Consider the following 22779-nt stretch of genomic DNA (forward strand, 5'->3'; position numbering starts at 1 on the left):
CCCATGCTACGCGCGGGAGACCAGCTTGATGGAGGGTGAATCTACCTCATCGGTATCGAGCTCCAAGATGAGCTGGTTATTGCTATTTACGGTGTAGATAAAATCATTATCCGAGGTAATGAGGTTGCGCAGCAGGTTATCGGCCCACACGGAACTGCCTTCGCAGTCCTCATCGGTGTCGTCGTATTTGACCTCATCGAAGTGCAGCTTGTTGCCATCGCGGATATTCTCGCGCTCGTCATCGGTGGTGTAGGTCAGCCGGGCCGCAAGCCGAGTGCAGCCGGTGGTGCCCACCATGGTGGATTCGCCGAAGCTAAATTCCGGCGCGTGAGGAATCGATTCCGGGATGGTGGATGCTGCGTCTGGCGCGGTATTGATGGAGACGACCTGCCAGTGTTTGTCCACAATCCGGTCATCGCCCGCGGGCTGTGGGGCATCGTCCTCGGAACCGCAGGCAGCAAGCAGCGTGACGGCGCCCAGTGCGGCCACGGCGGCGGCATGCTTGCCGATGCCTTTGTGCACAGCGGGTGTACCCGCACCGGCCGCAGCGGCAGTGCGTACGCGGGGGAGGGAAGGAGGCATTAGGAGTCCTTTCCGTGTGAGTCGGGAGCTTGCGAGGCGGTTTCGGTCCGAACGGCGGGCAGGCAGCCCAAAAAGGACTGCGACCACAGCCGCACATCGTGCGTGGTGACCTGTTTGTGCATGGTGAGCATGCGCTGGGTCATGGTGGAGGGGGCATCGGAAAGCGCGCGCACGGCATTGAGTAAGGCGCGTTTGACGGACTCGATATCAAAAGGGTTGCACAGGTAGGCTTCATCCAGCTCCGCGGCGGCGCCGGCGAATTCGGAGAGCACCAGGGCACCAGAACCGTCATCGTGGCAGGCCACGAACTCCTTAGCCACGAGGTTCATGCCGTCCTTAAAAGGCGTGACCAGCATGATATCGGCCATACGGTAATAGCAGCGCAGCACGTCCTTGGGCACGCCGCGGTGCTGGTAGTGCACCACGGGGTGGCCCATGCGGGAAAAGCGGCCGTTGATGCGGCCGACGGCCTCTTCCACCTGGGAGCGGGTGGCCTTGTAATGATCGAGGCGCTCGCGCGAGGGCGTGGCCAGCTGTACCAAGGTGACCTCTTCCGGATCCAGGGCGCCGGTTTCCAGGAGCTCCTCGAAGGCGGTCAGGCGCTGCAGGATGCCCTTGGTGTAATCGAGGCGATCTACGCCCAAAATGATGCGCTTGGGGCTGCCCAAATCCTTGCGCAATTGGGCCACGCGGCGTTCATCCTCGGCGCTAAACTGGCCGAAATCCTGCGCGGCAATGGAAATGGGGAATGCGCCGACGCCCACGGTGCGGCCCCCGGGGAGGTGTATATGGGCGGTGACATCGCGGGTGGTGGCCTCCCCACGCACCTCAAGGCCTTGGCGGCGGGCCAATTCCAAGAAATTGCGGGCATTGGCCTCTAAGTGGAAGCCGATCAGGTCTGCTCCCAAGATGCCGCGCACCGTTTCCTCCCGCCAGGGCAGTTGCCGGAAGAGATCGGGGGAGGGGAACGGAATGTGCAGGAAGAACCCAATGGTGAGATCGGGGCGCATTTGCCGCAGGATGCCCGGCAATAATTGCAGCTGATAGTCCTGCACCCAGACCGTCGCGCCTTCTGCGGCCACGTGGGCTACCTCGTCCGCGAAGCGGAGGTTGACCTCGCGGTAGGCATCCCACCAGTCGCGGTCATAGGTTGGGGTGACGATGAGATCGTGGTAGAGCGGCCACAGCGTGGCATTGGAAAAGCCCTCGTAGAAGGCCTCAAAATCGGCCTCAGTAAGCCTGACCGGGTGCAAGAGCACCCCAGCCTCGGTGCGGAAGGGCTCCGGCGCGGCATCGGCGACGCCGGGCCACCCCACCCAGCAGCCCTGGTGCGCTTCCAGCACCGGCGAGAGCGCGGTGACCAGGCCGCCTGGCGAGGGCGTCCACGTCTGGCTGCCATCGGCCGCGGTAGTTAAATCTACCGGCAGGCGGTTTGCCACTACTACGAAGTCATTGCCGCGCTCACTCATAGTCCAAGACTAGCTTAAGACTTCTTGGTCGACTTCTTTGTTGCTTTCTTCGTCGACTTCTTAGTGGACTTTTTGGCCGCCTTAGTGGTCTTCTTGGTCGACTTCTTAGTGGACTTCTTCGAAGCCTTGGAGGTCGATTTCTTGGTGGCCTTCTTTGTCGACTTCTTCGGCGCGGAATCGGCCTGTTCCGCCAATACCTTCTTATGCACCAGGCCCTTGGGCTCGACACCCAGCATGGACATCAAGGTCACGCCGTCCAAGAAGTCTTGGGAGTAGGTGGCCACCACGCGGCGGGCGGCGCGGGCAGTTTCCTCTGCCAGGGCAATATCTTGTTCTGCCTGTGGGTGCGTGTCTTGGACCTTGGGTGGCACGGCGAGTCCTCCTGAATGTTGGGAAAGCTATCAGGCTAAATATTGTACGCTACCGGCGGCGTTTAGGGCTCTTCGGGTTCCTCCCCGCCGGGCTTGGCGGATCCGGATTCTTCCGGCGCGGGCGATTTCTGGCCGGGCACCGTGTAGGTGGTGCGCTCGGTATCCTGCGGCTGGGCCGGCCATTGGGAGCCCGCCGGCCACAACTCCTCCGCTGGAGTGGTTCCTGGCGCGTGCTGCTGGGGCTGTGCCTGTTGCGGTGGCTTTGGCCCCAGCGTGGGCGGCAATTCGGGGCGGTTAACGCGCGGGGCGAAGGGGGACATCGGCACGCGCGGAATGCGCGGGGCCTTGCGCGCCAGGTTCGTTGCCTTGTGGAAGGAGAACCGGCCGATGCGCTTGAAGGCGGAGTACGGGCGGAAGTACTTCGGGCGGCGCAGGCGGCGCGCGACGCGCTCACCAAAGACGACGCCGGCTGCCAGCGCGCCGGAGATGGCCAGCGCGGTGGCCAGGTTGGTAAAGCCGGTAATCATCTGCTCATTGATGGAGGCGTACATGCCGCGATACAGCATGAGGCCCGGCAGCATGGGCGTATAGCCCACGATCATCGTAATGAGCGGCGGGATGCCCCACCGGCGCGACATCAAACCGCCGGCCAGGCCCACCACGATGGCGGATATACCGGAGGCAATCACCGGGCCGACGCCGAAGGGCACGACCACGAAGTAGTAGAAGACCATACCGGCGGCTGCGGTGAGGCCTGAAAGGGTAATTTCTATCCAATTAGCCCCGCAGGCCAGCGCGAATGCGGCCGAACCCGTGCCGCCGAGCAGCACCAAAAGCGGAATCTTGTGATAGACCGGCGGCGCCAACGTGCCCATCGGCGGCAGGTCAAAGCCCATGGCGGAGGCCAGCTGGATGCCCACACCCACGCCGGCGATGATCGCGCCCGTGGATAACAGCGCGGAGAAAAAACGCGCGGAAGAGGTCACGGGGGAGCGGGTGATGCCATCGACAAGCGACTGCACCAGCGTCAGCCCTGCCACCAGCACGATGATCCCGGAGGCAATGATCTGCGCCGGGGACATATTAATGCCAAAGGCGGCGGCAACGTTATACAAAATCGCGGCTGGAAAGACTGCCAAGAAGCCGCCGACGACGTTTTGATAAAAGGGTGGCAGGCGGTAATTGGCCAACCAGTCATTAAGCCCCATAATCAACGCGGAAACCACGAAGGCAATGAGGCCGACGAGGAGATCGCCGCCAAGCATCATGGAAATCAGGCCACCCATGCCGCCCCAGCCGAGCATCACCGTGGACGGCTTATACGGCGCTGGCATGCGGTCGATGTCATCCAGGCGCTTTTCCGCCATCGCGGGCGGCACCCTACCGGAGTGGATATCGCGGATGAGGCGGTCTACTTCCGAAAGCTTGGAAAAGTTCACGCCCACATCCGGCACCACGCGAAAGACGTGGAGGTTCTGGCGCTTATCGCCCGTGCCAATCGCGGTGTGGATGGTGATGGTATTCATCAAAATATCCACGTGGCAGTAGTGCAGGCCGTACGACGACGCCGCCAGGTGCACCTGCGCGCGGGCATCCGAGTTGGCGGAACCAGCGCTAATGAGCAGCTCGCCGATGCGCGCGGCAATCTCCATCACGCCCGTGACCTGGGCGGCATCGGTCAGATCGACCGGGGCGAGTGGCGATGGTGGGGGTGCGGCTTTGGCCGCGTCAATGATGGCGACTTGGCCTGCGGATACGCGCAGGCGCTCCCGCATAGCGGACAGTAGTGACACGAAAATAACCCTCGAAAAAGCGGTGGGACACTAGTAATAATTTCAGCCTGAACTTTAACCCTTGTGGGGCGCAAATGCATACAAGGGGGACCGGCTTTCCACTTGGGCGAGGTCCTCGGGTACCATGCAACGAGCGGAAGAAATTCCGCGGTGCTGGAGTGGCGCAATTGGTAGCGCAACGCACTTGTAATGCGTAGGTTGCGAGTTCAAGTCTCGTCTCCAGCTCAACCTCGTTAACAGGATGGTCAAACTGAGGGAGTTTTCTTGTTAAGGTTTGATATCTGACAGATTTTAAATTTTCGGGTAGTTGTTCAATGAATATCTATATTGATGATTCGGGTTGTGGTGGATTTAAGTTTGGCCTAGGGTCGTCTATTCATTTGGTATTTGCAGCCATTATTTTTGATGATCCAGCCTCATTAGAAAGGTTGTCTAACGGTATAGCTGAAAAGAAAAAAGCCTATAACTATCAAGGTGAAATTAAATTCAACAAGTTCTCTGATGAAGCTAGGGGGGCCCTCTTGAGAGTGGTTGGGGAAAGTGATTGTCGTATTCGGATAATTAGTGCGGATAAGCGTTTTATATATAAAAAACATTTACGTCAGAATCCTGCAGCTCTCAAGTCATATCTAATTAGAATGTTGCTCTCCGAGCATGACGGTACGATATCGGATGCAAAGATTTTCATCGACGGGAAAGATACTAAAGGTTTTTCCACGGAACGGTCTGATGAAGATTATTTTCTTCGTATGTGCAATCGGAAATACGAGAATACTGCTAATCAGATTCGATTTGTTGATTCAAAGGAAAACGTTGGTATTCAGGTCGCAGATCTGGTAGCGGGGGCATGCCGTTCAGCACTTGACTGTGGGAAAAATGAGCTTTTTAGCTTAGTCGAGCCGAAAACTCGGAGAAAAGTCGGGGGCACAAATTGGGACTTTACGACTAAGGAAGTTAGAAACGCTATAGCTGAAGATAAATACGTTCAGCCTTGGAGAATGAAAAAATGAAAAGCGGCCTAGCTACCTAGCTGACGCACGCACACCATACGGTGACTATTCGGTAGAAAGGCCTCGGTGTCTCTAACTATAGTGTGACAACGGTAATAATGCAAAGTGGGTTGCTTCCGGAATTTATCTCATGCACATGGCTTACCGCGTGCTCCAATGGATTTTAATGTAGGCGTAAATTTGTCACCGTATGACGTGTAGCTGAAACGACTTGAGGAGTGCCTTCGAATTCGACATTTCTTCGTATTTTAGGCACCGATGGTAAGTCTGCGGCTACTGCTCCTTATGGGATGACCGACCTCTCTAATTTTGGGTTATTGCGTAGTCGAGTGTGAGCTATGAATCACTGGTTCCTACTAGCGGGATTCCTAAGTTGCGTGCAGCATACCGGGAGAGTCAGTGCCGTGTTTTTCCAGCGGGACCTAGCGGAAGGCACCCAGTCGTAGCGTGTTGGGGACGGATAGAACGGCTAGCGAAGCAATATTAGTGCGCTGACAGCGCCCCGGACTTCGGGTTGTCGCGGAAGCACCAGGCGGTCAGTGCTGCGAAGACTAGGGCCAGGCAGGCAAGCCCGCCGACGGTGAGGAAATACGCGGAATCATACGCCGCCGCGGCGGTGTCGTGCGTGGCGGGCGATAGGAGGGCGTCGGTGCCTTGCGGGGCGAGGGCATCGGGAAGCTTGTGCGTCATCAGTAGTGGCACGAGGGAGCCGGTAATGGCGATGGAGAGCAGCGTGCCGAATTCGTAGGAGACGGCTTCCACGCCAGAGGCCATGCCCGCGCGGTGGGAGGGGGCGGCATTGATGATGGCGGTGGAAGAAACGGACATCGAGGAGCCGGCGCCTAAGCCGGTGAGGATGAGGCCGGTAATAAAGACCGCGAGGTTATCGGCGCGGTCGGCCCAGATGATGCCCAGCATGCCGATGCCCATGCTGAGGAAACCGCCGCTGATAATGGGCAAAAAGCCCACGCGGTGCAAGACGCTGCCGCCCACAATGGCGGTGGGGATGGCCGCAACCGCCATGGCGGAGATGAAAAGGCCGGCATCGAGGGGTGAGAGGGCATCGACAAGCTGCAGCTTTTGGGTAGTAACCAGTTCAAGCCCCGTAAGGCCAAACATGGCGCCACCGGCGGTGAGCACGCCGCCGGTAAAGGTGGGCGAGTAGAAGATGTCAAAGGTCAAAAGCGGATCACTAAGTCGGGTTTGCTGGTGGGCAAAGGCTGCGGCGCCGAGTAAGAAAGCGGCAATGGAACAGACTAGCAGCGCGACATTGATCTGGGTGGCCGCCGCCGTCTTAATGGCCAGGACCAGGCTGGACAAGGTAATAAGCGCGTAGAACGAGGACGGGAAATCCCAGTGCTTGTGCGGGTTCGGCAGGTTCGGCGGGCCAAGGAGGAAGGTAAGAATAATGGCGAGGGCCACGATGGGCACGTTGATCAAAAACACCGAGCCCCACCAGAAATGCTCTAAGAGGAATCCGCCCACGGTGGGCCCTGCGGCAGCGCCCACGACGGCGACGGAACTCCAGATACCGATGGCTTTATTGCGCTCGACCTCGTTGGGAAAGGTCAGGCGGATAAGCGCCAGGGTGGAAGGCAGCATGATGGCAGCACCCAGGCCCAACAAGGCGCGGCCGGCAATGAGCAACCAGGCATTCGGCGAATAAGCCGCCACGAGGGAGGCGGTGCCGAAGGTGGCCAGGCCAATGAGGAACATCAGGCGGTGGCCAATGCGATCGCCCAAGGTGCCGGTGCCAAGGAGCAAGCCCGATAGAACCAGCGTATAGGCGTTGATGATCCACAATTGCTGCATGTCAGTGGCGTGCAGCTGCTGTGTGAGCTGCGGCAGCGCCGTATAAAGGATGGAATTATCCAGGCCCACCATGAGCAGCCCCAAGGACACCACGGCAAAGAAGGACCACCGCTGCGCCGGGGTAGAGGACGCCGCGGCCGCGTGGTGCGGGGGCTTAGTGGCAGTATCAGGTGACTCGATGCTCATCGCTAGGAACCGTAGCGAATACGCCTGTGATATTTCAGGTTAGTATTGCCTTCCTCACAAGTAGGCGGGTGGTGTGAGTATGTAGGAATTGCTGGACTTTCCTGCACGTTTAGTAGCACAGTGGTACTAGAACAGTTAAAGAGTTAAGGATGATGTTTAATGGCACGTAATTACGCAGAACAACTTGTTGAGACGCTAGAAAAGCAGGGCGTCGAGCACATTTATGGCCTCGTGGGAGACTCCCTCAACCCGATCGTGGACGCGGTGCGCCGCTCCTCCATTGAATGGATCCACGTGCGCAATGAGGAAGCCGCGGCCTTTGCCGCAGAGGCAGACTCGCTGACCACCGGCAAGCTGGCCGTGTGTGCGGCCTCCTGTGGTCCGGGCAATACTCACCTCATCCAGGGCCTTTATGACGCCAACCGCAATGGCGCCAAGGTGCTGGCCCTGGCATCGCACATTCCTTCCCGCCAGATTGGCTCCCACTTCTTCCAGGAAACCCACCCGGAGCAGATCTTCCAGGAGTGCTCCGGCTACTGCGAAATGGTCATGTCCGGCGACCAGGGCGGGGTAGTACTCCACCACGCCATCCAGTCCACCATGGCCGGCAATGGCGTCTCCGTGCTGGTTATCCCTGGCGACGTTTCTACCGAAGAGGTGGACGATGACACCTTCGTAGAATCCAAGATCTCCACCGGCCGCCCCGTGGTCTACCCGGACCCGGCCGAGGCCGCAGCGCTGACCCAGGCCATCAATGAGGCCGAGTCCGTCGCGTTCTTCGTGGGTGCCGGCGCGAAAAATGCCCGCGAGCAGGTGCTGCAGCTGGCAGAAAAGGTCAAGGCCCCCATTGGCCACGCGCTCGGCGGCAAGATGTACATCCAGTACGATAACCCGTTTGACGTGGGCATGTCTGGATTGCTCGGCTACGGCGCCGCGCACGAGGCCACCCACGAGGCGGACCTGCTGATCCTCTTGGGCACGGACTTCCCGTATAACGACTTCCTGCCTAAGGGCAACGTGGCGCAGGTCGATATCAACGGCTCCCACATCGGCCGCCGCACGAAGATCTCCTACCCCGTGACCGGCGACGTTGCCGCCACCATCGAGAACATCCTGCCGCACGTGGAGGAGAAGAAGGACCGCTCCTTCTTGGATAAGATGCTGAAGAAGCACTACGACAAGCTGGAGCACGTCGTGGAAGCCTATACCTCCAACGTGGAAAAGCACACCCCGATCCACCCTGAGTACATCGCGGATCTCATTGACCAAGAGGCCGACGATGACGCCATCTTCACCGTCGATACGGGCATGTGCAACGTCTGGGGCGCGCGCTACATCACCCCGAATGGCAAGCGCGAGCAGATCGGTTCCTTCCGCCACGGCACCATGGCAAACGCCCTACCGCAGGCCATCGGCGCGCAGCAGGCTAATCCTGGCCGCCAGGTCATTACTTTCTCTGGCGACGGCGGGCTTTCAATGCTCATGGGCGAGCTGCTGACGGTCAAGCTGCACCAGCTGCCGGTCAAGATGTTCGTATTCAATAACTCCTCGCTGGGCATGGTCAAGCTGGAGATGCTGGTGGGCGGCATCCCGGAGCACGAGACCGACCACGAGTCCGTGGACTTTTCCAAGATCGCAGAAGCCGCCGGCATCAAGACCTTCCGCATCGAGGATCCGAAGCAGGCTCCGAAGCAGATCAAGAAGGCCTTGGCTTATAACGGCCCTGCGCTTATCGATGTCGTCACCGACCCCAACGCCCTGTCCCTGCCACCGACGCTGACCTTCGACCAGCTCCTGGGCTTCTCCAAGGCCGCTACCCGCACCGTCTTCGGCGGCGGCGTGGGCTCCATGTTGTCCATGGCCAAGTCCAACCTGCGCAATATCCCGCGCCCGCAGGACTTCTAAGATATAACTGCCCAATAGCGCGCTAGCCACGCTTCCTTTTTCCACCGAGGTTTTCTTTCCACGGTTGGAAAGGGGGAGCGTGGCTTTTTGCTTTCACAGGTTTCAATCAGAAACTTATCAGTAGGCTAGAAACTGGGTTTGCCATGATGGCTTAGTGAAGCTTGCACGCACGCAGGTGTGCAGATGATAGGAAGTAATAGGAGCTACAGGACGCATGGAAGACAATAAACTTGCCAAAGTCCTCGTCGTTGATGACGAGCCGAATATCGTGGAGCTTTTAACGGTATCGTTGAAGTTCCAAAATTTTGAGGTCTACAGCGCTAACTCGGGCAATGAGGCCCTGCGCGTGGCGCGCGAGGTCAATCCGGACGCCTATATTTTGGACGTCATGATGCCGGGCATGGATGGTTTTGAGCTCTTGGGCAAGCTGCGCCAGGAAGGCCTAGATGGCCCGGTGCTGTACCTGACCGCCAAGGACGGCGTGGATCAGCGCATCCACGGCCTGACCATCGGCGCGGACGATTACGTTACCAAGCCCTTTAGCCTCGAAGAGGTCATTACCCGCCTGCGCGTGATCATGCGCCGCGGCGGTGCCGCCGAGGAGTCCTCTAACGACGCCACCATGAGCTATGCCGATCTGACCTTGAATGACGATACTCATGAGGTCACCAAGGGCGGCGAGCTCATCGAGCTTTCCCCCACGGAGTTCAACCTCCTGCGCTATCTCATGCAAAACAAGGAAGTGGTGTTGTCAAAGTCCAAGATCCTGGACAACGTTTGGCACTACGACTTCGGCGGCGATGGCAACGTCGTGGAATCCTATATTTCTTACCTGCGTCGCAAGATCGATACCGGCGATACGCAGCTTATCCACACCGTGCGCGGCGTTGGCTATGTGCTGCGCACCCCGCGATCCTAAACTGACTTTTTATAATGGCAGATTCACAGGAGAACCCCGCTGCTGGCAGGCCCGCGCAGGCTAGGCCCCAGCAAACCCAGCAGCCGCCCAAGAAGTGGCATGAGCAGCTGGATCAGCTGCCGCAGCAGGGGCAGGGAAAAAAGAAGCGCTCCAAGCGCGACTACATCAAGCAGATTCCGCAGGCGATGCCGCTTCGCACCTGGCTTGTGGTTCTCCTCGTGGTTATCTCCGGCCTCGGGCTAACGGGATCGTCCTTTGCCGTGAACTCGATCATGCGGAACGTGCTCTATAACAACGTCGATAGCGAATTGCGCTCGGCGTCGTCCTCTTGGGCCCGCGATGTGGGCAATGACTTCTTCCTAGGTGATCACACCAAGCGCCCGCCCACGGAATACGTCGTGCTCAATTACCTTCCGGATGGCACGATTCGCTATTCGGGGCCCACGTCCACCACCCCGGACGTGGAGGGTGTTCCCTTGGGCGGGTACCCCACGACGGTGGGCTCGATTGAAAATAACACCAAGTGGCGCGCACTGGCCTTTGCGGATTCCAATGGCGTTATCACCGTCATTGCCAAGGACATGACCCATGAAAAGGAAATCCTGCACGGCCTAGCCATGGTGCAGGTATCCATTGCAGCGATCGCCTTGGCGGCCATGGCTGGCGTGGGCTTCTGGTTCATCCGCAGGGCGTTGCGGCCGCTGCGGGTGGTGGAATCGACGGCATCGGAAATCGCGGCAGGCGACCTGGACAAGCGCGTGCCCGAATGGCCGTTGCATACAGAGGTCGGCCAATTGGCCGCCGCGCTTAATATCATGCTGGGCCACCTGCAACGCTCCGTCGTGACGGCGCAAGAAAAAGAGGAACAGATGCGCCGCTTTGTCGGCGATGCCTCCCACGAGCTGCGCACCCCGCTGACCAGCCTGCGCGGTTACACGGAGCTCTACCGCTCTGGGGCGACAAACGATGTCGATCTGGTCTTTTCCAAGATCGATAAGGAATCCAAGCGCATGTCGCTGCTGGTAGAGGACCTGCTGGCGCTGACCCGCGCGGAAGGAACGCGCCTGGACCTGCGGCCGGTGGACCTTTTGGAGCTTTCCCTTTCGGTGGGATCGTCCGCGCGAGCCGCCTTCCCCGAGCGCGAGGTCAAGGTGGTTAATAATGCGCAGTCCATCCCCGTGGTCAATGGCGATGCAGACCGACTCCACCAGGTGCTGCTCAACCTGATTTCCAATGGCCTGCGCCACGGCGGCGAGGATGCCACGGTCACCCTGCAGCTGCGCCGCGACAACAAGGACATCCTGGTAGACGTCATCGATGACGGCAAGGGAATGTCGTCTGAGGACGCCGCCCACATCTTCGAGCGCTTCTACCGCGCGGATTCCTCGCGCACGCGCGATACCGGCGGATCCGGCTTGGGCCTTGCCATTGTGCATTCCCTAGTGGAACAGCACGGCGGCAGCATCAGCGTGGACTCCAAGATGGGCCAGGGCACCACCTTTACGGTGCGCCTGCCCGCGCTGGAGGAACCGGAGGATTAGTCCTCGCGGTAGCCGTCCTCGTTGGTGCCCAGGTGCTGGCGGATGCGCGCGGCCGCCTCATCCATGGCGGCATCATCGGTGTCCTCGGCGGCATAGGCCTTGGCAAAGTCGTATTCTTCCATCTTCTCGGTGGGGAAGAGGTGGATGTGGGTGTGCGGCACATCGAAGCCGGCGATGACGTAGCCGGTGCGCGGGGTATCGTACGCGTTCTTGATGGCCTCACCGATTTCTAGGGCCACCTCGTTCAGGTGCGTCCAGGTCTGTGGATCCAGGTCGGTCCACTTATCTACTTCCTCGACGGGCACGACCAGGGTGTGGCCGTAGCGCAGCGGCTCGATGGATAAGAAAGCCACGCAAGTCTTATCGCGGTAGACAAAGCGGGCGGGTAGGTCACCAGTGATGATTTTGCTAAATACAGAAGCCATAGCTGCCAGGCTACCCCCAGCTATGATGGTGGGCATGCGCATTCTCGTAATTGGTTCGGGCGGCCGTGAACACGCCCTCGTAAAAGGACTACACGCTGATCCACAGGCTGCGGAGATCCACGTCGCGCCGGGCAGCGCGGCCATGGCGCCGCTGGCTACCCTGCACCCGGAATACTCCCAGGTAGATAGCCCAGAACGCATGGTGGAACTGGCCCGCGAGATCAATGCTGAGCTCGTGGTCATCGGCCCCGAGGTACCGCTGGTTGCCGGTGTGTCGGATGCGCTGCGCGCAGAAGGCATCGCCGTCTTCGGGCCGAATAAGGACGCCGCCCAGATTGAAGGCTCCAAGGCCTTTGCCAAGGAAGTCATGGAGGCCGCTGGGGTCAAGACGGCCCGCGCGCAGCAGCTGCGCCCAGGGGCTAGCGAGGACGATATTGAGGCCGTGCTCGATAATTTCGGGCCGCAGTTCGTGGTCAAAGACGATGGCCTGGCAGGTGGCAAGGGCGTCGTGGTCACCGGCGAGCGCGCCGATGCCCGCGCCCATGTGGATGCGGTCTTAGGGGCCGGCAACCCGGTGCTGCTGGAATCGTTCCTCGCCGGCCCCGAGGTATCGCTGTTTTGCCTTGTCGATGGCGAAACCGTCGTGCCGCTGTTGCCCGCCCAGGACCATAAGCGCGCCTACGATAATGACGAGGGCCCCAATACCGGCGGCATGGGCGCGTACACACCGCTGCCGTGGCTGGGCAAGGACGACGTGCAGCGCATCGTGGACGAGGTATGCACCCCGGTTGCCAAGGAAATGGTGCGCCGCGGCACCCCCTATTCCGGCCTGCTCTATGCCGGGCTGGCCTGGGGCGACGAGGGCCCGGCAGTGGTGGAATTTAACTGCCGCTTTGGTGACCCAGAGACCCAAGCGGTGCTCTCACTCCTAAAGTCCCCGCTGGCGCAAGCGCTCAACGCCACCGCCACCGGCACCCTGGCAGAACTTGAGCCGCTGCAGTGGGAAGACGGCTATGCCATCACCGTGGTCATGGCCGCCGAAGGATACCCCGCCTCGCCCCGCAAGGGCGATGCCATCACGGGCGAGGGCCTCGAGGATCCAGAGCGCGTGCTGCACGCCGGCACGAAACGCTCCAATGGAGTATTCCAGAGCAATGGTGGCCGCGTGCTCAACGTGCTGGGCAAGGGCGAAACGCTAGACGCCGCGCGCGAGAATGCCTACGCCACCGCCCAGGGCATTGAGTTTGCGGGCGGGTTTGTCCGGAGGGACATCGGCAAGCGCGCAGCAGCCGGGGAAATTTCTATCTAGCAAGTAGCCACGGGGGAGGGCAGGCATGGAATAATAAGCCACGTGGCTGAGAAGAAGAATATCCCCAACGTCCTGTCCTCCCGTTATGCTTCCGCAGAGCTTGCCAATATCTGGAGCGCGGAGCATAAAATCATCCTCGAGCGCAAGCTATGGATCGCCGTGATGCACGCCCAGAAGAACCTGGGCGTGGACATCCCCGCCAAGGCCATTAGCGCGTATGAGGCCGTTATCGAGGACGTAAACCTCGAATCCATTGCTGAGCGCGAGCGCGTCACCCGCCACGATGTGAAGGCCCGCATCGAAGAATTCAATGCGCTGGCCGGCTACGAGCACATCCACAAGGGCATGACCAGCCGCGATCTCACCGAGAACGTGGAGCAGTTGCAGATCCACACCTCGCTGGAAATTATCCGGGATAAGGCCATCGCCGTGGTCTCGCGCATCGGCCGTCACGCCGCCGAGTACCAATCCCTAGTCATGGCTGGGCGCTCACACAACGTGGCCGCACAGGCCACCACGCTGGGCAAGCGCTTTGCCACCGCCGGCGATGAAATGCTGCTGGCCATCGAACGCGTGGAAGACCTGCTTTCGCACTACCCGCTGCGCGGCATCAAGGGCCCCATGGGTACCTCGCAGGACATGCTCGATCTCATGGGCGGTTCCGAAGATAAGCTCGCCTCCCTAGAGACCAATATTGCGGATTACCTGGGCTTTCGCCGCATCTTCAACTCCGTGGGCCAGGTGTACCCGCGCTCGCTGGATTTCGATGCCATCTCCTGCCTCGTCTCCCTGGGAACCGCCCCGGCATCGCTGGCCACCACCATCCGCCTGATGGCCGGCAACGAGACCGTCACCGAGGGCTTCAAGGAAGGCCAGGTCGGCTCGTCCGCCATGCCGCACAAGATGAACGCCCGCTCCTGCGAACGCGTGACCGGCCTGCAGGTCATCCTGCGCGGCTACCTCACCATGGCCGCAGACCTCGCCGGCAGCCAGTGGAACGAGGGCGATGTCTCCTGCTCGGTGGTGCGACGCGTGGCGCTTCCCGATGCCTTCTTTGCCATCGACGGCCAATTCGAAACCTTCCTCACCGTGCTCGATGAATTCGGTGCCTTCCCGGCCATGATCGACCGCGAGCTGGAGCGCTACCTGCCCTTCCTCGCCACCACCCGCATCCTCATGGCCGCGGTGCGCGCCGGGGTGGGCCGCGAGACCGCCCACGAGGTCATCAAGGAAAACGCCGTGGCCGTGGCGCTGAATATGCGCGAAAACGGTGGCAACCAAGACCTGGTCCAGCGCCTTGCCGCAGATGACCGCCTGCCCATGGACGAGGCCGAGCTCGAAAGGGTCCTCGAGGATAAGCACGCCTTCATCGGCGCCGCTGAATCCCAGGTCTCTCAAGTCCTGCACCGCATCAAGGCCCTCGTGGGTGAGCACCCCAAGGCCGCTGCCTATACGCCGGGCGAGATTCTTTAGCGTTGTGCGCGGGCTTACATGCCCTCGCACGCCCGCGCACACCCGCGCGTTATGATGAGGACCATGCGTCCTGAGCTTTCTTCTTATACCCATGTAGCCTCCGGCAAGGTCCGCGATATTTACGATGTGGATGACACCACCCTGCTGATGGTGGTCTCTGACCGCATCTCCGCCTACGACTTTGCCTTGGAACCGGCCATCCCGGACAAGGGCCGGGTTCTCACGGCCACCTCGAAGTTCTTCTTCGATGCCATCGATTTTCCCAACCACCTCGCCGGACCGCTCGATGATGAGCGCATTCCGGAAGAGTGCTTGGGTCGCGCCATGGTGGTCAAGAAGCTAGACATGCTGCCCTTCGAGTGCGTGGCGCGCGGTTTCCTCACCGGCTCCGGCTTAAAGGAATACCAGGCAGACGGCACCGTGTGCGGCATCGAGCTGCCCGCCGGCTTGGTGGAGGCCTCCCGCCTGCCCGAGCCCATTTTCACTCCGGCCACCAAGGCTGAGCAGGGCGATCACGATGAGAATGTGTCTTTCGAACACGTGGCAGACAAGCTCGGCCGCGAGTGCGCCGAGGAACTGCGCGCGGCTACCTTGCGCATTTATGCGAAGGCCGCCCAATTGGCGGAGGAGAAGGGCATTATCTTGGCCGATACCAAATTCGAGTTCGGCCTCGATGCAGATGGCACGCTCGTGCTTGCCGATGAAGTCCTCACCCCCGATTCCTCCCGCTACTGGCCCGCAGATTCTTACGTGGAAGGCGAGGTACAGCCCTCCTTTGATAAGCAGTACGTGCGCGATTGGCTGACTTCTGATGCCTCCGGCTGGGATAAGTCCTCTGAGACCACCCCGCCCGCGCTTCCCGATGACGTCGTTTCCGCCACCCGTCTGCGCTATATCGAGGCCTACGAAAAGCTATCGGGTGAGCGCTTCGCGGACTTCCTTGCGCCGCGTTAGCTGGTTGCCTGCGGCTGTTGCCCGCCGCTAGGGAACCGGCGGTGACGCGTACAGTAGTAGGGCATGAGCGATGAAAAGACGACCGCACCGGTAGCCCCAGTCCACCCCGTAAAACGCGAATTTCACGGCCGCGAATTCGTGGATAATTACGAGTGGATGCGCGATAAGCAATCGCAGGAAACCCTGGATTACCTCAACGCCGAAAATGATTACACCGAGGCGCATACCGGGCACTTGGATGCGATGACGGAAAATATCTTCCAAGAGATTAAATCCCGCATTAAACAAACCGATATGTCCGTGCCAGCCCGCCGCGGTAAGTACTGGTACTACGGCCGCTCCGAAGAGGGGAAGAACTACGGCTATTCCTGCCGCATCCCGGTAGAAGAAGGCAGCGATCCCTGGACCGCGCCGGTGATTCCAGAAGAAGGCAGCCCAGAGGGCGAAGAGATTATCTTGGACGCCAATGCCTTGGCAGAGGGCAAGGATTTCTTCGCCCTTGGTGCGGCCTCCATCTCAGATTCTGGCCGCTACCTGGCCTATTCCGTGGACTTTGCCGGCGACGAGCGCTTTGAGCTGTCCCTTAAGGACCTCGAAACGGGAGAGCTTCTAGAAGATCACCTCACCGGAATTTTCTACGGCGCTACCTGGGCGGGCGATGGCTATATCTTCTACTCTACGGTGGATGATGCCTGGCGCCCGGATGCGGTGTGGCGCCATAAGGTAGGCACCGAGCAGTCCGCGGATGTGCGCGTCTTCCACGAGGAAGATGAGCACTTTAACGTGGGCATCGGCAGTGCCCGCTCCGATAAGTACCTCTTCATCGGGGTGGGGTCGAAGATTACCTCGGAAGCCTGGGTATTGGATACGGAGAACCCCGAAGGCGAATTCCGCCCGCTGTGGCAGCGCGAGACCGGTGTGGACTACGACGTAGACCATGCCGTGGTGGGCGGCGAGGACTACTGGATTGTCACCCACAACGCCACCGGCCCGAACTTCGCAGTGGGCTATGCCAAAGTGGATGCGGAACTTCCCGCTCTGCGCGATCTGCCGGAGCTTCTAGCACACGATGACACCACCCGCATCGAGGGCGTGGATACCTACCGTGACCACATGGTGGTGGGCTACCGCCGCGGTGGCATCGGCCGCGCCGCCATCATGCACGTTGGCGATGACTTCGGAGAATTCGAAGAACTCAATTTCAACGAGGAACTCTTTACCGTCGCCGTGGCCGGTAACCCGGAATGGGATGCGCCGGTAGTGCGCGTGAACTACGTGTCTTATATTCAGCCCGCGCAGCTTTTCGATTACCGCGTGGATACCGGCGAGTACACGCTACTGAAGGAACAAGAAGTCCCCGGTGGCTATGATCCGGATGATTACGTGGCCTACCGCATCTGGTCGACTGCCAGCGATGGCACCAAGATCCCAGTCTCCGTGGTGCACCGTTCCGACTTAGACCGCACCAAGCCCAACCCGACGCTGTTGTATGGCTACGGCTCCTACGAGGCCAGCATGGATCCGTACTTCTCCGCGACCCGGCTATCGCTCATGGACCGCGGCATGATTTATGCGGTTGCCCACGTGCGCGGCGGCGGCGAGATGGGCCGTAAGTGGTACGACGATGGCAAGATGCTGCAGAAGAAAAATACCTTCACCGATTTCATCGCTGTGGCAGATGACCTCATCGAGCGCCGCGTGACCACCCCGGACCAGATGGTGGCTGAAGGCGGGTCCGCCGGCGGCATGCTCATGGGCGCCGTGGCGAATATGGCACCTGACCGCTTTACCGCCATCCAAGCCGTCGTCCCCTTCGTGGATCCGCTGACCTCGATGCTCATGCCGGAGCTTCCCCTTACCGTTCCCGAGTGGGAAGAGTGGGGCGATCCGTACCACGATCCTGAGTACTACGACTACATGAAGTCCTACTCGCCCTACGAGAATGTCGAGGCCAAGGACTATCCGGATATCTTGGCTATCACCTCACTGAACGATACCCGCGTGCTGTACGTGGAACCGGCAAAGTGGATTGCGCAGCTGCGCGCTACGGCCACCGGCGGCGAATTCCTGCTCAAGACGGAAATGGCCGCCGGGCACGGTGGCGTATCTGGCCGCTACGATAAGTGGCGCCAAAACGCCTTCGAATACGCCTGGACCATCAATAAGGCCACCGGCCTGACGGAGTAACCGCACACCGAAGTCGCGCGCTGGCCGGCACCCTGGCCAGCGTTCTGGCCAGCGCGCGGATCTGGCGGTACTGTGCGATAATTTGAGCTATGACTAGCCACCTTCTGGTTTCTATCTCCAGTATTTTTGAGGACACTCGGAAGCAGGCTACAAGCTTCCTGTCGGTTCTGGACCGGGAGGAAATTCCCGTCTCCCTGCTCATCGCCCCGCATATCGATGGCAATTGGCACCTGGCCAAGGACAAGGACACCCAACAGTGGCTCAAGGATCAGGCGGCCGCTGGCCGTCCGCTTATCCTCAATGGCTTTGACCAAGCAGTCCAAGGCCGCCGCGCGGAGTTTGCCAACCTCAATTCTCACGAGGCGAAGCTGCGCCTAGCCGGTGCGACCCGGCAGATGGCGCAAATTGGTTTCGAACCCACCATCTTTGCGCCCCCGCGCTGGCGCATGTCTCCTGGAACATTGCAGGTCCTGCCCAAATTCCCCTTTGAGGCGGCGGCTTCTACCCGCGGCATCCTGGAGGTACCCACCGGGAAATTCCACCAAGCCCGCAACCTTTCTTTTGGTGAGGGCTTTGGTTCTGCCAAGTGGTGGCGCAAGAACATCATCCGCGCGGCAGAGCGCTCCGCCCAGCGCGGCAATACCGTGCGCCTTTCCATCTCCGCCCGCAACCTGGATGACCGCAAGGTCATTAAGGACTTTGTCAAGGCAGCCCGCCGCGCCCTCGATGCGGGCGCTACTCCCGCAGATTACAGCATTTACCTGCCGCGTTAGATCCACGGGGCCTATAGAGTTTTCGAGCTCTAGAACTAGGTATAGCAAATTACCCCTTTCGTTTATTTCGTTTAGGGGCTAATGTGTAGGTTATGACGAACCCGCAAGAAAAAAGCATTGACCGCGCCAAGGCCACAGCGCGCGATGCCCTTCAAAAGCTTAACCGTACGCTCGCTAGTGGCCCCGAACACGGAGAAATCGATATAGTAACTCCAGGATCAGATGAACCTATTCGGTTATCACGCGATGTCGCTGAATTACTTCGTGAAATCCTTGTAAACACGGCCGCTGGGCAGACAGTAAATGTAATCCCCATGAACGCGGAACTGACTACGCAACAGGCTGCAGACCTCCTGAATGTCTCTCGGCCGCATGTCATCAAGCTCATGGACGAAGGAATCCTGAAGGGGCATAAAGTTGGCACCCACCGCCGCCTGTATGCCTCCAGCGTGCAGGAGTTTAAGCGTCATAGAGATCTTGAACAGCGCGCTGCGGCAGATGAGCTCGCAGTACTTTCTGATGAGATGGGCTTGTACGAGTGAGTGGTTTTACGGTGGTCTATGACGCGAACGTACTTTATCCCAGTACGCTTCGCGATATCCTGGTCCGGCTAGCGGGAAGTGGCTATTTTCGTGCCCGCTGGACGGATAAGATACTCGATGAAGTCTTCCGTAACTTGAAAAGCAATCGTCCGGACCTTGATCCGACAAAATTAGCTAGAACTAGGACTTTGATGTGCCAGGCTGTAGATGATTGCCTCGTTACCGGGTATGAGGATTTGATTGAATCCCTTTCTCTGCCAGACCGCGATGATCGGCATGTCTTGGCTGCAGCGATTCGGTGCGGTGCACAAGTTATTGTCACTGAGAATAAGCGCGATTTTCCCAAGACTGCCCTGATGCCGTTCGACATTGAAGCTCAATCAGCGGATGAGTTTTGTGTAATCAAATCGATCTCTACGCCCCGCGGGTGCACCAAGCAATCACCTACGCAACCGCGGCCCTTAAGAATCCGCCAAGAACCATCAATGATGTGCTTAATTCACTGGCAAAGGCTGGAGCACCTGAGGCTGCCGAGCTACTTCGCCGTTAGGCTAAGAATCTGTTTCAAGGAGATAGCCTACAAAAGTAAAATCCCAGTTCTTGTCCTTCATAAAGAAAGGGCTTTGAACTGGGATTTAATTATTACTTATTCAGGCCGTTAATGAAGTCCTTCGCCTGCTGCGGGAGCATGCCCCAGATTCCAGCGGGGATGATCTTTTGTAGGTTGCCGGTGGCCGCCATGAAGCCGGGGATGGCGAGAAGGCCGGCCAGGATGGCAAAGCCGATAATGGCGCCGGTGCCCCAGGAGCTAGAGCCGAACCCGAAGCCTGGACCATCGGTGTTGTCATCGTTGCCCTGGTCGTCGCCGCCCGGGGCAACGGTGGATTCATCCTCGCCCAGGGTAAAACCGACCTTGACGGGGTCGTGGTCAGAGGCTCGGAAGGGGGAGTCGTCGTAGAAATCCACGGCGTTGTAGTTGCGGCGGGAGTACTCAAAGGCGACGGGTTCGTCGGCGTTGATGTTCCACACTTGGGCATCGGCAAGCGCGCCCGAAGCAACCTCATTGGCCAGGACATGGTCCAAGGTGCCGAGCAGGCCTCCGAACTGGTAAGAGGTATCGGCGCCGTACTTTTCCGCAGGCACGGTGAAGCCATCGTTGCGGAAGACATCGAGTGCGGTTTCGTGGGTGTAGGCATTGAAATCACCCAGGGCGAAAAGCGGCTTATCCTTCCAATCGTCCTGCTTGTGCAGGGCATCGAGCACGGCCTGTGCCTGGGCGTTGCGGACGTTGGGGTTATTGCCCTGGCCATCGCCGGAATCTTCATCGCCCTTGGCCACCGAGCCCTTGGACTTGAAGTGGTTGGCCACGGCGACGAAGGACTCGTCATCGCTAGTGAGCGGCTGGAATTCCTGGGCCAGCGGCTCACGGGCGGTGCCGGAAAAGCGCGAATCCTGGAAGATGCGGGATTCGCCTACGGGCTTGACCACGTCCTTGTGATAGATAAACGCGGTGCGGATGACATCGGGGCGCTCAGGAACCTGATCCTTGGAAGGGGAGGGAACGAAGGCCCACTTTTCTGAGCCCGCGGCCTCGTTGAGTTTTTCGGTCAGGCGCTTCAACGCCTTATCGCGCTGGTTAAAGTCCCCGGTGACGGCGTAGCCATCTTCGATTTCGGAAAGGCCAATGACATCGGCATCCAGGCCATTGATGGCGGCGACGATCTTGCGCTCTTGGTCCTTTAAGGCGGATTCGGTATAGGCACCGCGGGTCTTGCCACGGTTGACGGTGACCTTGTTGCCCGCGCGGTCGGTATAGGCGCTGCCGCCGAATTCCTCGCCCAGGGAGGTGAAGTAATTCAGCACGTTAAAGGCACCGATGGTGTATTCACCCTTGACATCATCGACGGCGTGCAGCTCCGCATCGCGGGATTCTTCCCAGGAGATGGGGAGATCGGCACCGGCGGTCTCACCGGTGACCGGTTCGGTGGGCTGGAAGCGCCACTGCTCGTGGGAGTAGCCCACGATGACCGGGTGCTGGAATTCGATGGTATCGGTGGTGCGCAGGGACTTGATGGTCTTGCCGCCATCTTGGGCGATATAGGGCAGCGGGGTGTCCTTATCGGTCCTTAAATAATCGCGGGTGCGGCCATCATCCAAGGTAACGAGCTTTTCAGCGTTATCCTTGGCCAGTTTGTGCAGCTCGGAATCAGGGTCGGTGGAAGGGGAATGGACATCGGAAGGCTGGCGGAAGGCTTCCTCGCCCGGGGCGAGGCCGACCTCGCCGTACTGGTTGAGCGAGTAGTTATTGGTCACGGTGTGCGTGCCGGGTTGGATGAGCATGTGCTCAAAGGGCTCGCGGGCGCCGTCGCCTTGGGGGAGCTCGTCCACCGCGAGCGGGGTGACCGCTTCCAATGCGGTATCGAGCTGCTTGAGGGAAGAAGCGCTGACCTGGGTGGCGCCGAAGTACTCGGATACCTGGCCGGTGACCTCTACGGAATCGCCGATGCTGGGGTATTTATCGGCGCCCTTTTTGCCCATGTGGACAAAAAGCGCCTGGGAGGTATCGGTGGCTTCTTTGCCGGTGCCGCCGGTCTGAATGGTAAAGCCGTTCAGGCCGCCCTCGCTCCACACGCCGGTGACAACGCCCTGGGTAGCAACGTTCTTGCCCTCGAGCGGGGAGGCATCGCCGGTGCCTTGGATTTCAGCGATCGGGGTAATGCCCTCGGGCGCGGGAAGGTTCTCGGAATCATCGGAGCTGCCCGAGTCACCCGATCCGCCTGACTGCGGGGAGGGGGACTCGTTGCCGGAATTGGTGGGATTTGGCCTACCGACGGTGAAGTCCGCGGAGTTGTCATCGGTATCGGTGCCCGCCGCGTTGCGGGAAGCGGAGGTGTCATTGGACAGCGCGCCGGTGGCAGCTCTTTCAGACTTGGAGGCGGCACCGTAACCTATGAGGTCAATGGTATTACCGGTGGCATCGGCAAGCTGCACCGAGCCCTTCGTGCCGGACATATTGACCTTGCCCTCTGCATCCGGGGCGGGAAGAGCCTGGGCCTGGCCATTGCCGGCGGCAGCCTGTACTAGGTAGTAACCGTGGGGAGCGATGGTGCCGGACAGGGTGATCTTGCCGCCGCTATTGCCGTTGGAGGCAAAGTACTCCACGGACCAGCCGGTGAGATCGATCGCGGCATCGGTGGGGTTATAAAGCTCGATGAAATCATTGGAAAAGCTCGCGCCCTTGTTTCCGCCACCGCCGTAGACCTCAGAGATGACCGCGGTGGAATTATCCGGGGCGGCCAAGGCGGTAGGAACCGCGACGGATAGGGAGAGGGTGGAGAAACCGGCAGCGAGGGCTACCCTGCCAAGGCGGCGAAGAGCCATAGAAGTCACCTTAATCATAGAGAAAGTTGTCATGGACGCCTTTTATTTTTACTCGCTGAACAATCGGTGTACCCGGGACCGCTTTGGGCGGGTTTCGCGCGAGCAGGCTGTGAAACCTGGGTGCCGCGCAAAATTCGTTTTCCTGTT

General features: G+C 59.7%; 18 protein-coding genes and 1 tRNA gene. 12 read left to right on the forward strand and 7 right to left on the reverse strand.

Translation table 11 applies throughout. The features are described 5' to 3' along the window. Positions 1-6: 6 nt before the first annotated feature. The 4 genes from ABRP95_RS02735 to thrE form a co-directional block, all read right to left on the reverse strand. Positions 7-582, reverse strand: coding sequence for an META domain-containing protein (locus ABRP95_RS02735; protein WP_349838918.1), 576 nt, complete (start codon positions 580-582; stop codon positions 7-9). Next, positions 582-2051, reverse strand: coding sequence for an alpha,alpha-trehalose-phosphate synthase (UDP-forming) (locus tag ABRP95_RS02740; RefSeq protein WP_349838919.1), 1470 nt, complete (start codon positions 2049-2051; stop codon positions 582-584). The genes ABRP95_RS02735 and ABRP95_RS02740 overlap by 1 nt, the downstream gene beginning before the upstream one ends. A 14-nt stretch (positions 2052-2065) precedes the next feature. Beyond that, complete coding sequence (locus ABRP95_RS02745; RefSeq protein ID WP_005279562.1) at positions 2066-2422, reverse strand: hypothetical protein; 357 nt, start codon at positions 2420-2422, stop codon at positions 2066-2068. A gap of 62 nt (positions 2423-2484) precedes the next feature. Further along, positions 2485-4215 carry a threonine/serine exporter ThrE gene (thrE, locus tag ABRP95_RS02750; protein WP_005284730.1) on the reverse strand — a complete coding sequence of 577 codons (1731 nt, stop codon included), beginning with the start codon at positions 4213-4215 and terminating at the stop codon, positions 2485-2487. A 152-nt stretch (positions 4216-4367) separates the two neighbouring features. On the opposite strand from thrE, the gene ABRP95_RS02755 reads away from it, so the two are divergent. Together ABRP95_RS02755 and ABRP95_RS02760 are read left to right on the forward strand one after the other, a co-directional pair. Further along, positions 4368-4440, forward strand: a tRNA-Thr gene (locus tag ABRP95_RS02755). 89 nt (positions 4441-4529) lie between these two features. Continuing rightward, positions 4530-5225 (forward strand): DUF3800 domain-containing protein, encoded by a 696-nt coding sequence (locus ABRP95_RS02760; protein ID WP_349838920.1) that lies wholly within the window; start codon positions 4530-4532, stop codon positions 5223-5225. A gap of 483 nt (positions 5226-5708) precedes the next feature. Here ABRP95_RS02760 and ABRP95_RS02765 read toward each other — a convergent pair whose 3' ends face one another. Then, positions 5709-7223: an MFS transporter gene (locus ABRP95_RS02765; RefSeq protein WP_349838921.1), complete on the reverse strand. Its 1515-nt coding sequence runs from the start codon at positions 7221-7223 to the stop codon at positions 5709-5711. Between the two features lie 159 nt (positions 7224-7382). On the opposite strand from ABRP95_RS02765, the gene ABRP95_RS02770 reads away from it, so the two are divergent. The 3 genes from ABRP95_RS02770 to ABRP95_RS02780 all read left to right on the forward strand — a co-directional run bounded on the left by ABRP95_RS02770 (position 7383) and on the right by ABRP95_RS02780 (position 11588). Then, on the forward strand, positions 7383-9128 hold the full coding sequence (locus ABRP95_RS02770; RefSeq protein ID WP_023029543.1) for a pyruvate dehydrogenase: 1746 nt from the start codon (positions 7383-7385) through the stop codon (positions 9126-9128). Positions 9129-9342: 214 nt separating this feature from the next. Next, positions 9343-10047 carry a response regulator transcription factor gene (locus tag ABRP95_RS02775; protein ID WP_005279568.1) on the forward strand — a complete coding sequence of 235 codons (705 nt, stop codon included), beginning with the start codon at positions 9343-9345 and terminating at the stop codon, positions 10045-10047. Between the two features lie 14 nt (positions 10048-10061). Continuing rightward, positions 10062-11588: a sensor histidine kinase gene (locus ABRP95_RS02780; protein ID WP_349838922.1), complete on the forward strand. Its 1527-nt coding sequence runs from the start codon at positions 10062-10064 to the stop codon at positions 11586-11588. Here the strand turns inward: ABRP95_RS02780 and ABRP95_RS02785 are convergent. After that, entirely contained in the window at positions 11585-12013 is a 429-nt protein-coding gene (locus ABRP95_RS02785; RefSeq protein ID WP_023017943.1) for an HIT family protein, read from the reverse strand. The genes ABRP95_RS02780 and ABRP95_RS02785 overlap by 4 nt on opposite strands. 34 nt (positions 12014-12047) lie before the next feature. Between ABRP95_RS02785 and purD the strand changes: the two genes are divergently transcribed. The 7 genes from purD (at position 12048) to ABRP95_RS02820 (ending at position 19913) form a co-directional block, all read left to right on the forward strand. Next, positions 12048-13322 carry a phosphoribosylamine--glycine ligase gene (gene purD, locus ABRP95_RS02790; protein WP_349838923.1) on the forward strand — a complete coding sequence of 425 codons (1275 nt, stop codon included), beginning with the start codon at positions 12048-12050 and terminating at the stop codon, positions 13320-13322. Between the two features lie 33 nt (positions 13323-13355). Next, positions 13356-14795: an adenylosuccinate lyase gene (purB, locus tag ABRP95_RS02795; protein WP_005279575.1), complete on the forward strand. Its 1440-nt coding sequence runs from the start codon at positions 13356-13358 to the stop codon at positions 14793-14795. Positions 14796-14858: 63 nt separating this feature from the next. Beyond that, entirely contained in the window at positions 14859-15749 is an 891-nt protein-coding gene (locus tag ABRP95_RS02800) for a phosphoribosylaminoimidazolesuccinocarboxamide synthase (protein ID WP_284782684.1), read from the forward strand. 63 nt (positions 15750-15812) lie between these two features. Then, positions 15813-17936, forward strand: a complete 2124-nt coding sequence (locus ABRP95_RS02805; RefSeq protein ID WP_284770358.1) for a S9 family peptidase — start codon at positions 15813-15815, stop codon at positions 17934-17936. 89 nt (positions 17937-18025) lie between these two features. Next, positions 18026-18709 (forward strand): DUF2334 domain-containing protein, encoded by a 684-nt coding sequence (locus tag ABRP95_RS02810; RefSeq protein ID WP_005279578.1) that lies wholly within the window; start codon positions 18026-18028, stop codon positions 18707-18709. 92 nt (positions 18710-18801) lie between these two features. Next, positions 18802-19251 carry an excisionase family DNA-binding protein gene (locus ABRP95_RS02815; RefSeq protein ID WP_284770360.1) on the forward strand — a complete coding sequence of 150 codons (450 nt, stop codon included), beginning with the start codon at positions 18802-18804 and terminating at the stop codon, positions 19249-19251. After that, on the forward strand, positions 19248-19913 hold the full coding sequence (locus tag ABRP95_RS02820) for a PIN domain-containing protein (RefSeq protein ID WP_284796545.1): 666 nt from the start codon (positions 19248-19250) through the stop codon (positions 19911-19913). The genes ABRP95_RS02815 and ABRP95_RS02820 overlap by 4 nt, the downstream gene beginning before the upstream one ends. Here ABRP95_RS02820 and ABRP95_RS02825 read toward each other — a convergent pair. Beyond that, complete coding sequence (locus tag ABRP95_RS02825) at positions 19894-22632, reverse strand: ExeM/NucH family extracellular endonuclease (protein ID WP_349838934.1); 2739 nt, start codon at positions 22630-22632, stop codon at positions 19894-19896. The genes ABRP95_RS02820 and ABRP95_RS02825 overlap by 20 nt on opposite strands. Positions 22633-22779 lie beyond the last annotated feature (147 nt).

It is taken from the genome of Corynebacterium sp. KPL2895, assembly GCF_040225815.1.
GTDB lineage: Bacteria > Actinomycetota > Actinomycetes > Mycobacteriales > Mycobacteriaceae > Corynebacterium > Corynebacterium rhinophilum.

Excerpts from the sequence above, each read along its gene's own strand:
- ABRP95_RS02760 (WP_349838920.1), top strand. The coding sequence starts at position 4,530 with ATGAATATCTATATTGATGATTCGGGTTGTGGTGGATTTAAGTTTGGC.
- ABRP95_RS02825 (WP_349838934.1), bottom strand. The coding sequence starts at position 22,632 with ATGGCTCTTCGCCGCCTTGGCAGGGTAGCCCTCGCTGCCGGTTTCTCC.
- ABRP95_RS02800 (WP_284782684.1), top strand. The coding sequence starts at position 14,859 with ATGCGTCCTGAGCTTTCTTCTTATACCCATGTAGCCTCCGGCAAGGTC.
- ABRP95_RS02770 (WP_023029543.1), top strand. The coding sequence starts at position 7,383 with ATGGCACGTAATTACGCAGAACAACTTGTTGAGACGCTAGAAAAGCAG.
- ABRP95_RS02785 (WP_023017943.1), bottom strand. The coding sequence starts at position 12,013 with ATGGCTTCTGTATTTAGCAAAATCATCACTGGTGACCTACCCGCCCGC.
- ABRP95_RS02805 (WP_284770358.1), top strand. The coding sequence starts at position 15,813 with ATGAGCGATGAAAAGACGACCGCACCGGTAGCCCCAGTCCACCCCGTA.
- ABRP95_RS02735 (WP_349838918.1), bottom strand. The coding sequence starts at position 582 with ATGCCTCCTTCCCTCCCCCGCGTACGCACTGCCGCTGCGGCCGGTGCG.
- ABRP95_RS02815 (WP_284770360.1), top strand. The coding sequence starts at position 18,802 with ATGACGAACCCGCAAGAAAAAAGCATTGACCGCGCCAAGGCCACAGCG.
- ABRP95_RS02765 (WP_349838921.1), bottom strand. The coding sequence starts at position 7,223 with ATGAGCATCGAGTCACCTGATACTGCCACTAAGCCCCCGCACCACGCG.
- ABRP95_RS02740 (WP_349838919.1), bottom strand. The coding sequence starts at position 2,051 with ATGAGTGAGCGCGGCAATGACTTCGTAGTAGTGGCAAACCGCCTGCCG.
- ABRP95_RS02780 (WP_349838922.1), top strand. The coding sequence starts at position 10,062 with ATGGCAGATTCACAGGAGAACCCCGCTGCTGGCAGGCCCGCGCAGGCT.
- ABRP95_RS02775 (WP_005279568.1), top strand. The coding sequence starts at position 9,343 with ATGGAAGACAATAAACTTGCCAAAGTCCTCGTCGTTGATGACGAGCCG.
- purD (WP_349838923.1), top strand. The coding sequence starts at position 12,048 with ATGCGCATTCTCGTAATTGGTTCGGGCGGCCGTGAACACGCCCTCGTA.
- ABRP95_RS02810 (WP_005279578.1), top strand. The coding sequence starts at position 18,026 with ATGACTAGCCACCTTCTGGTTTCTATCTCCAGTATTTTTGAGGACACT.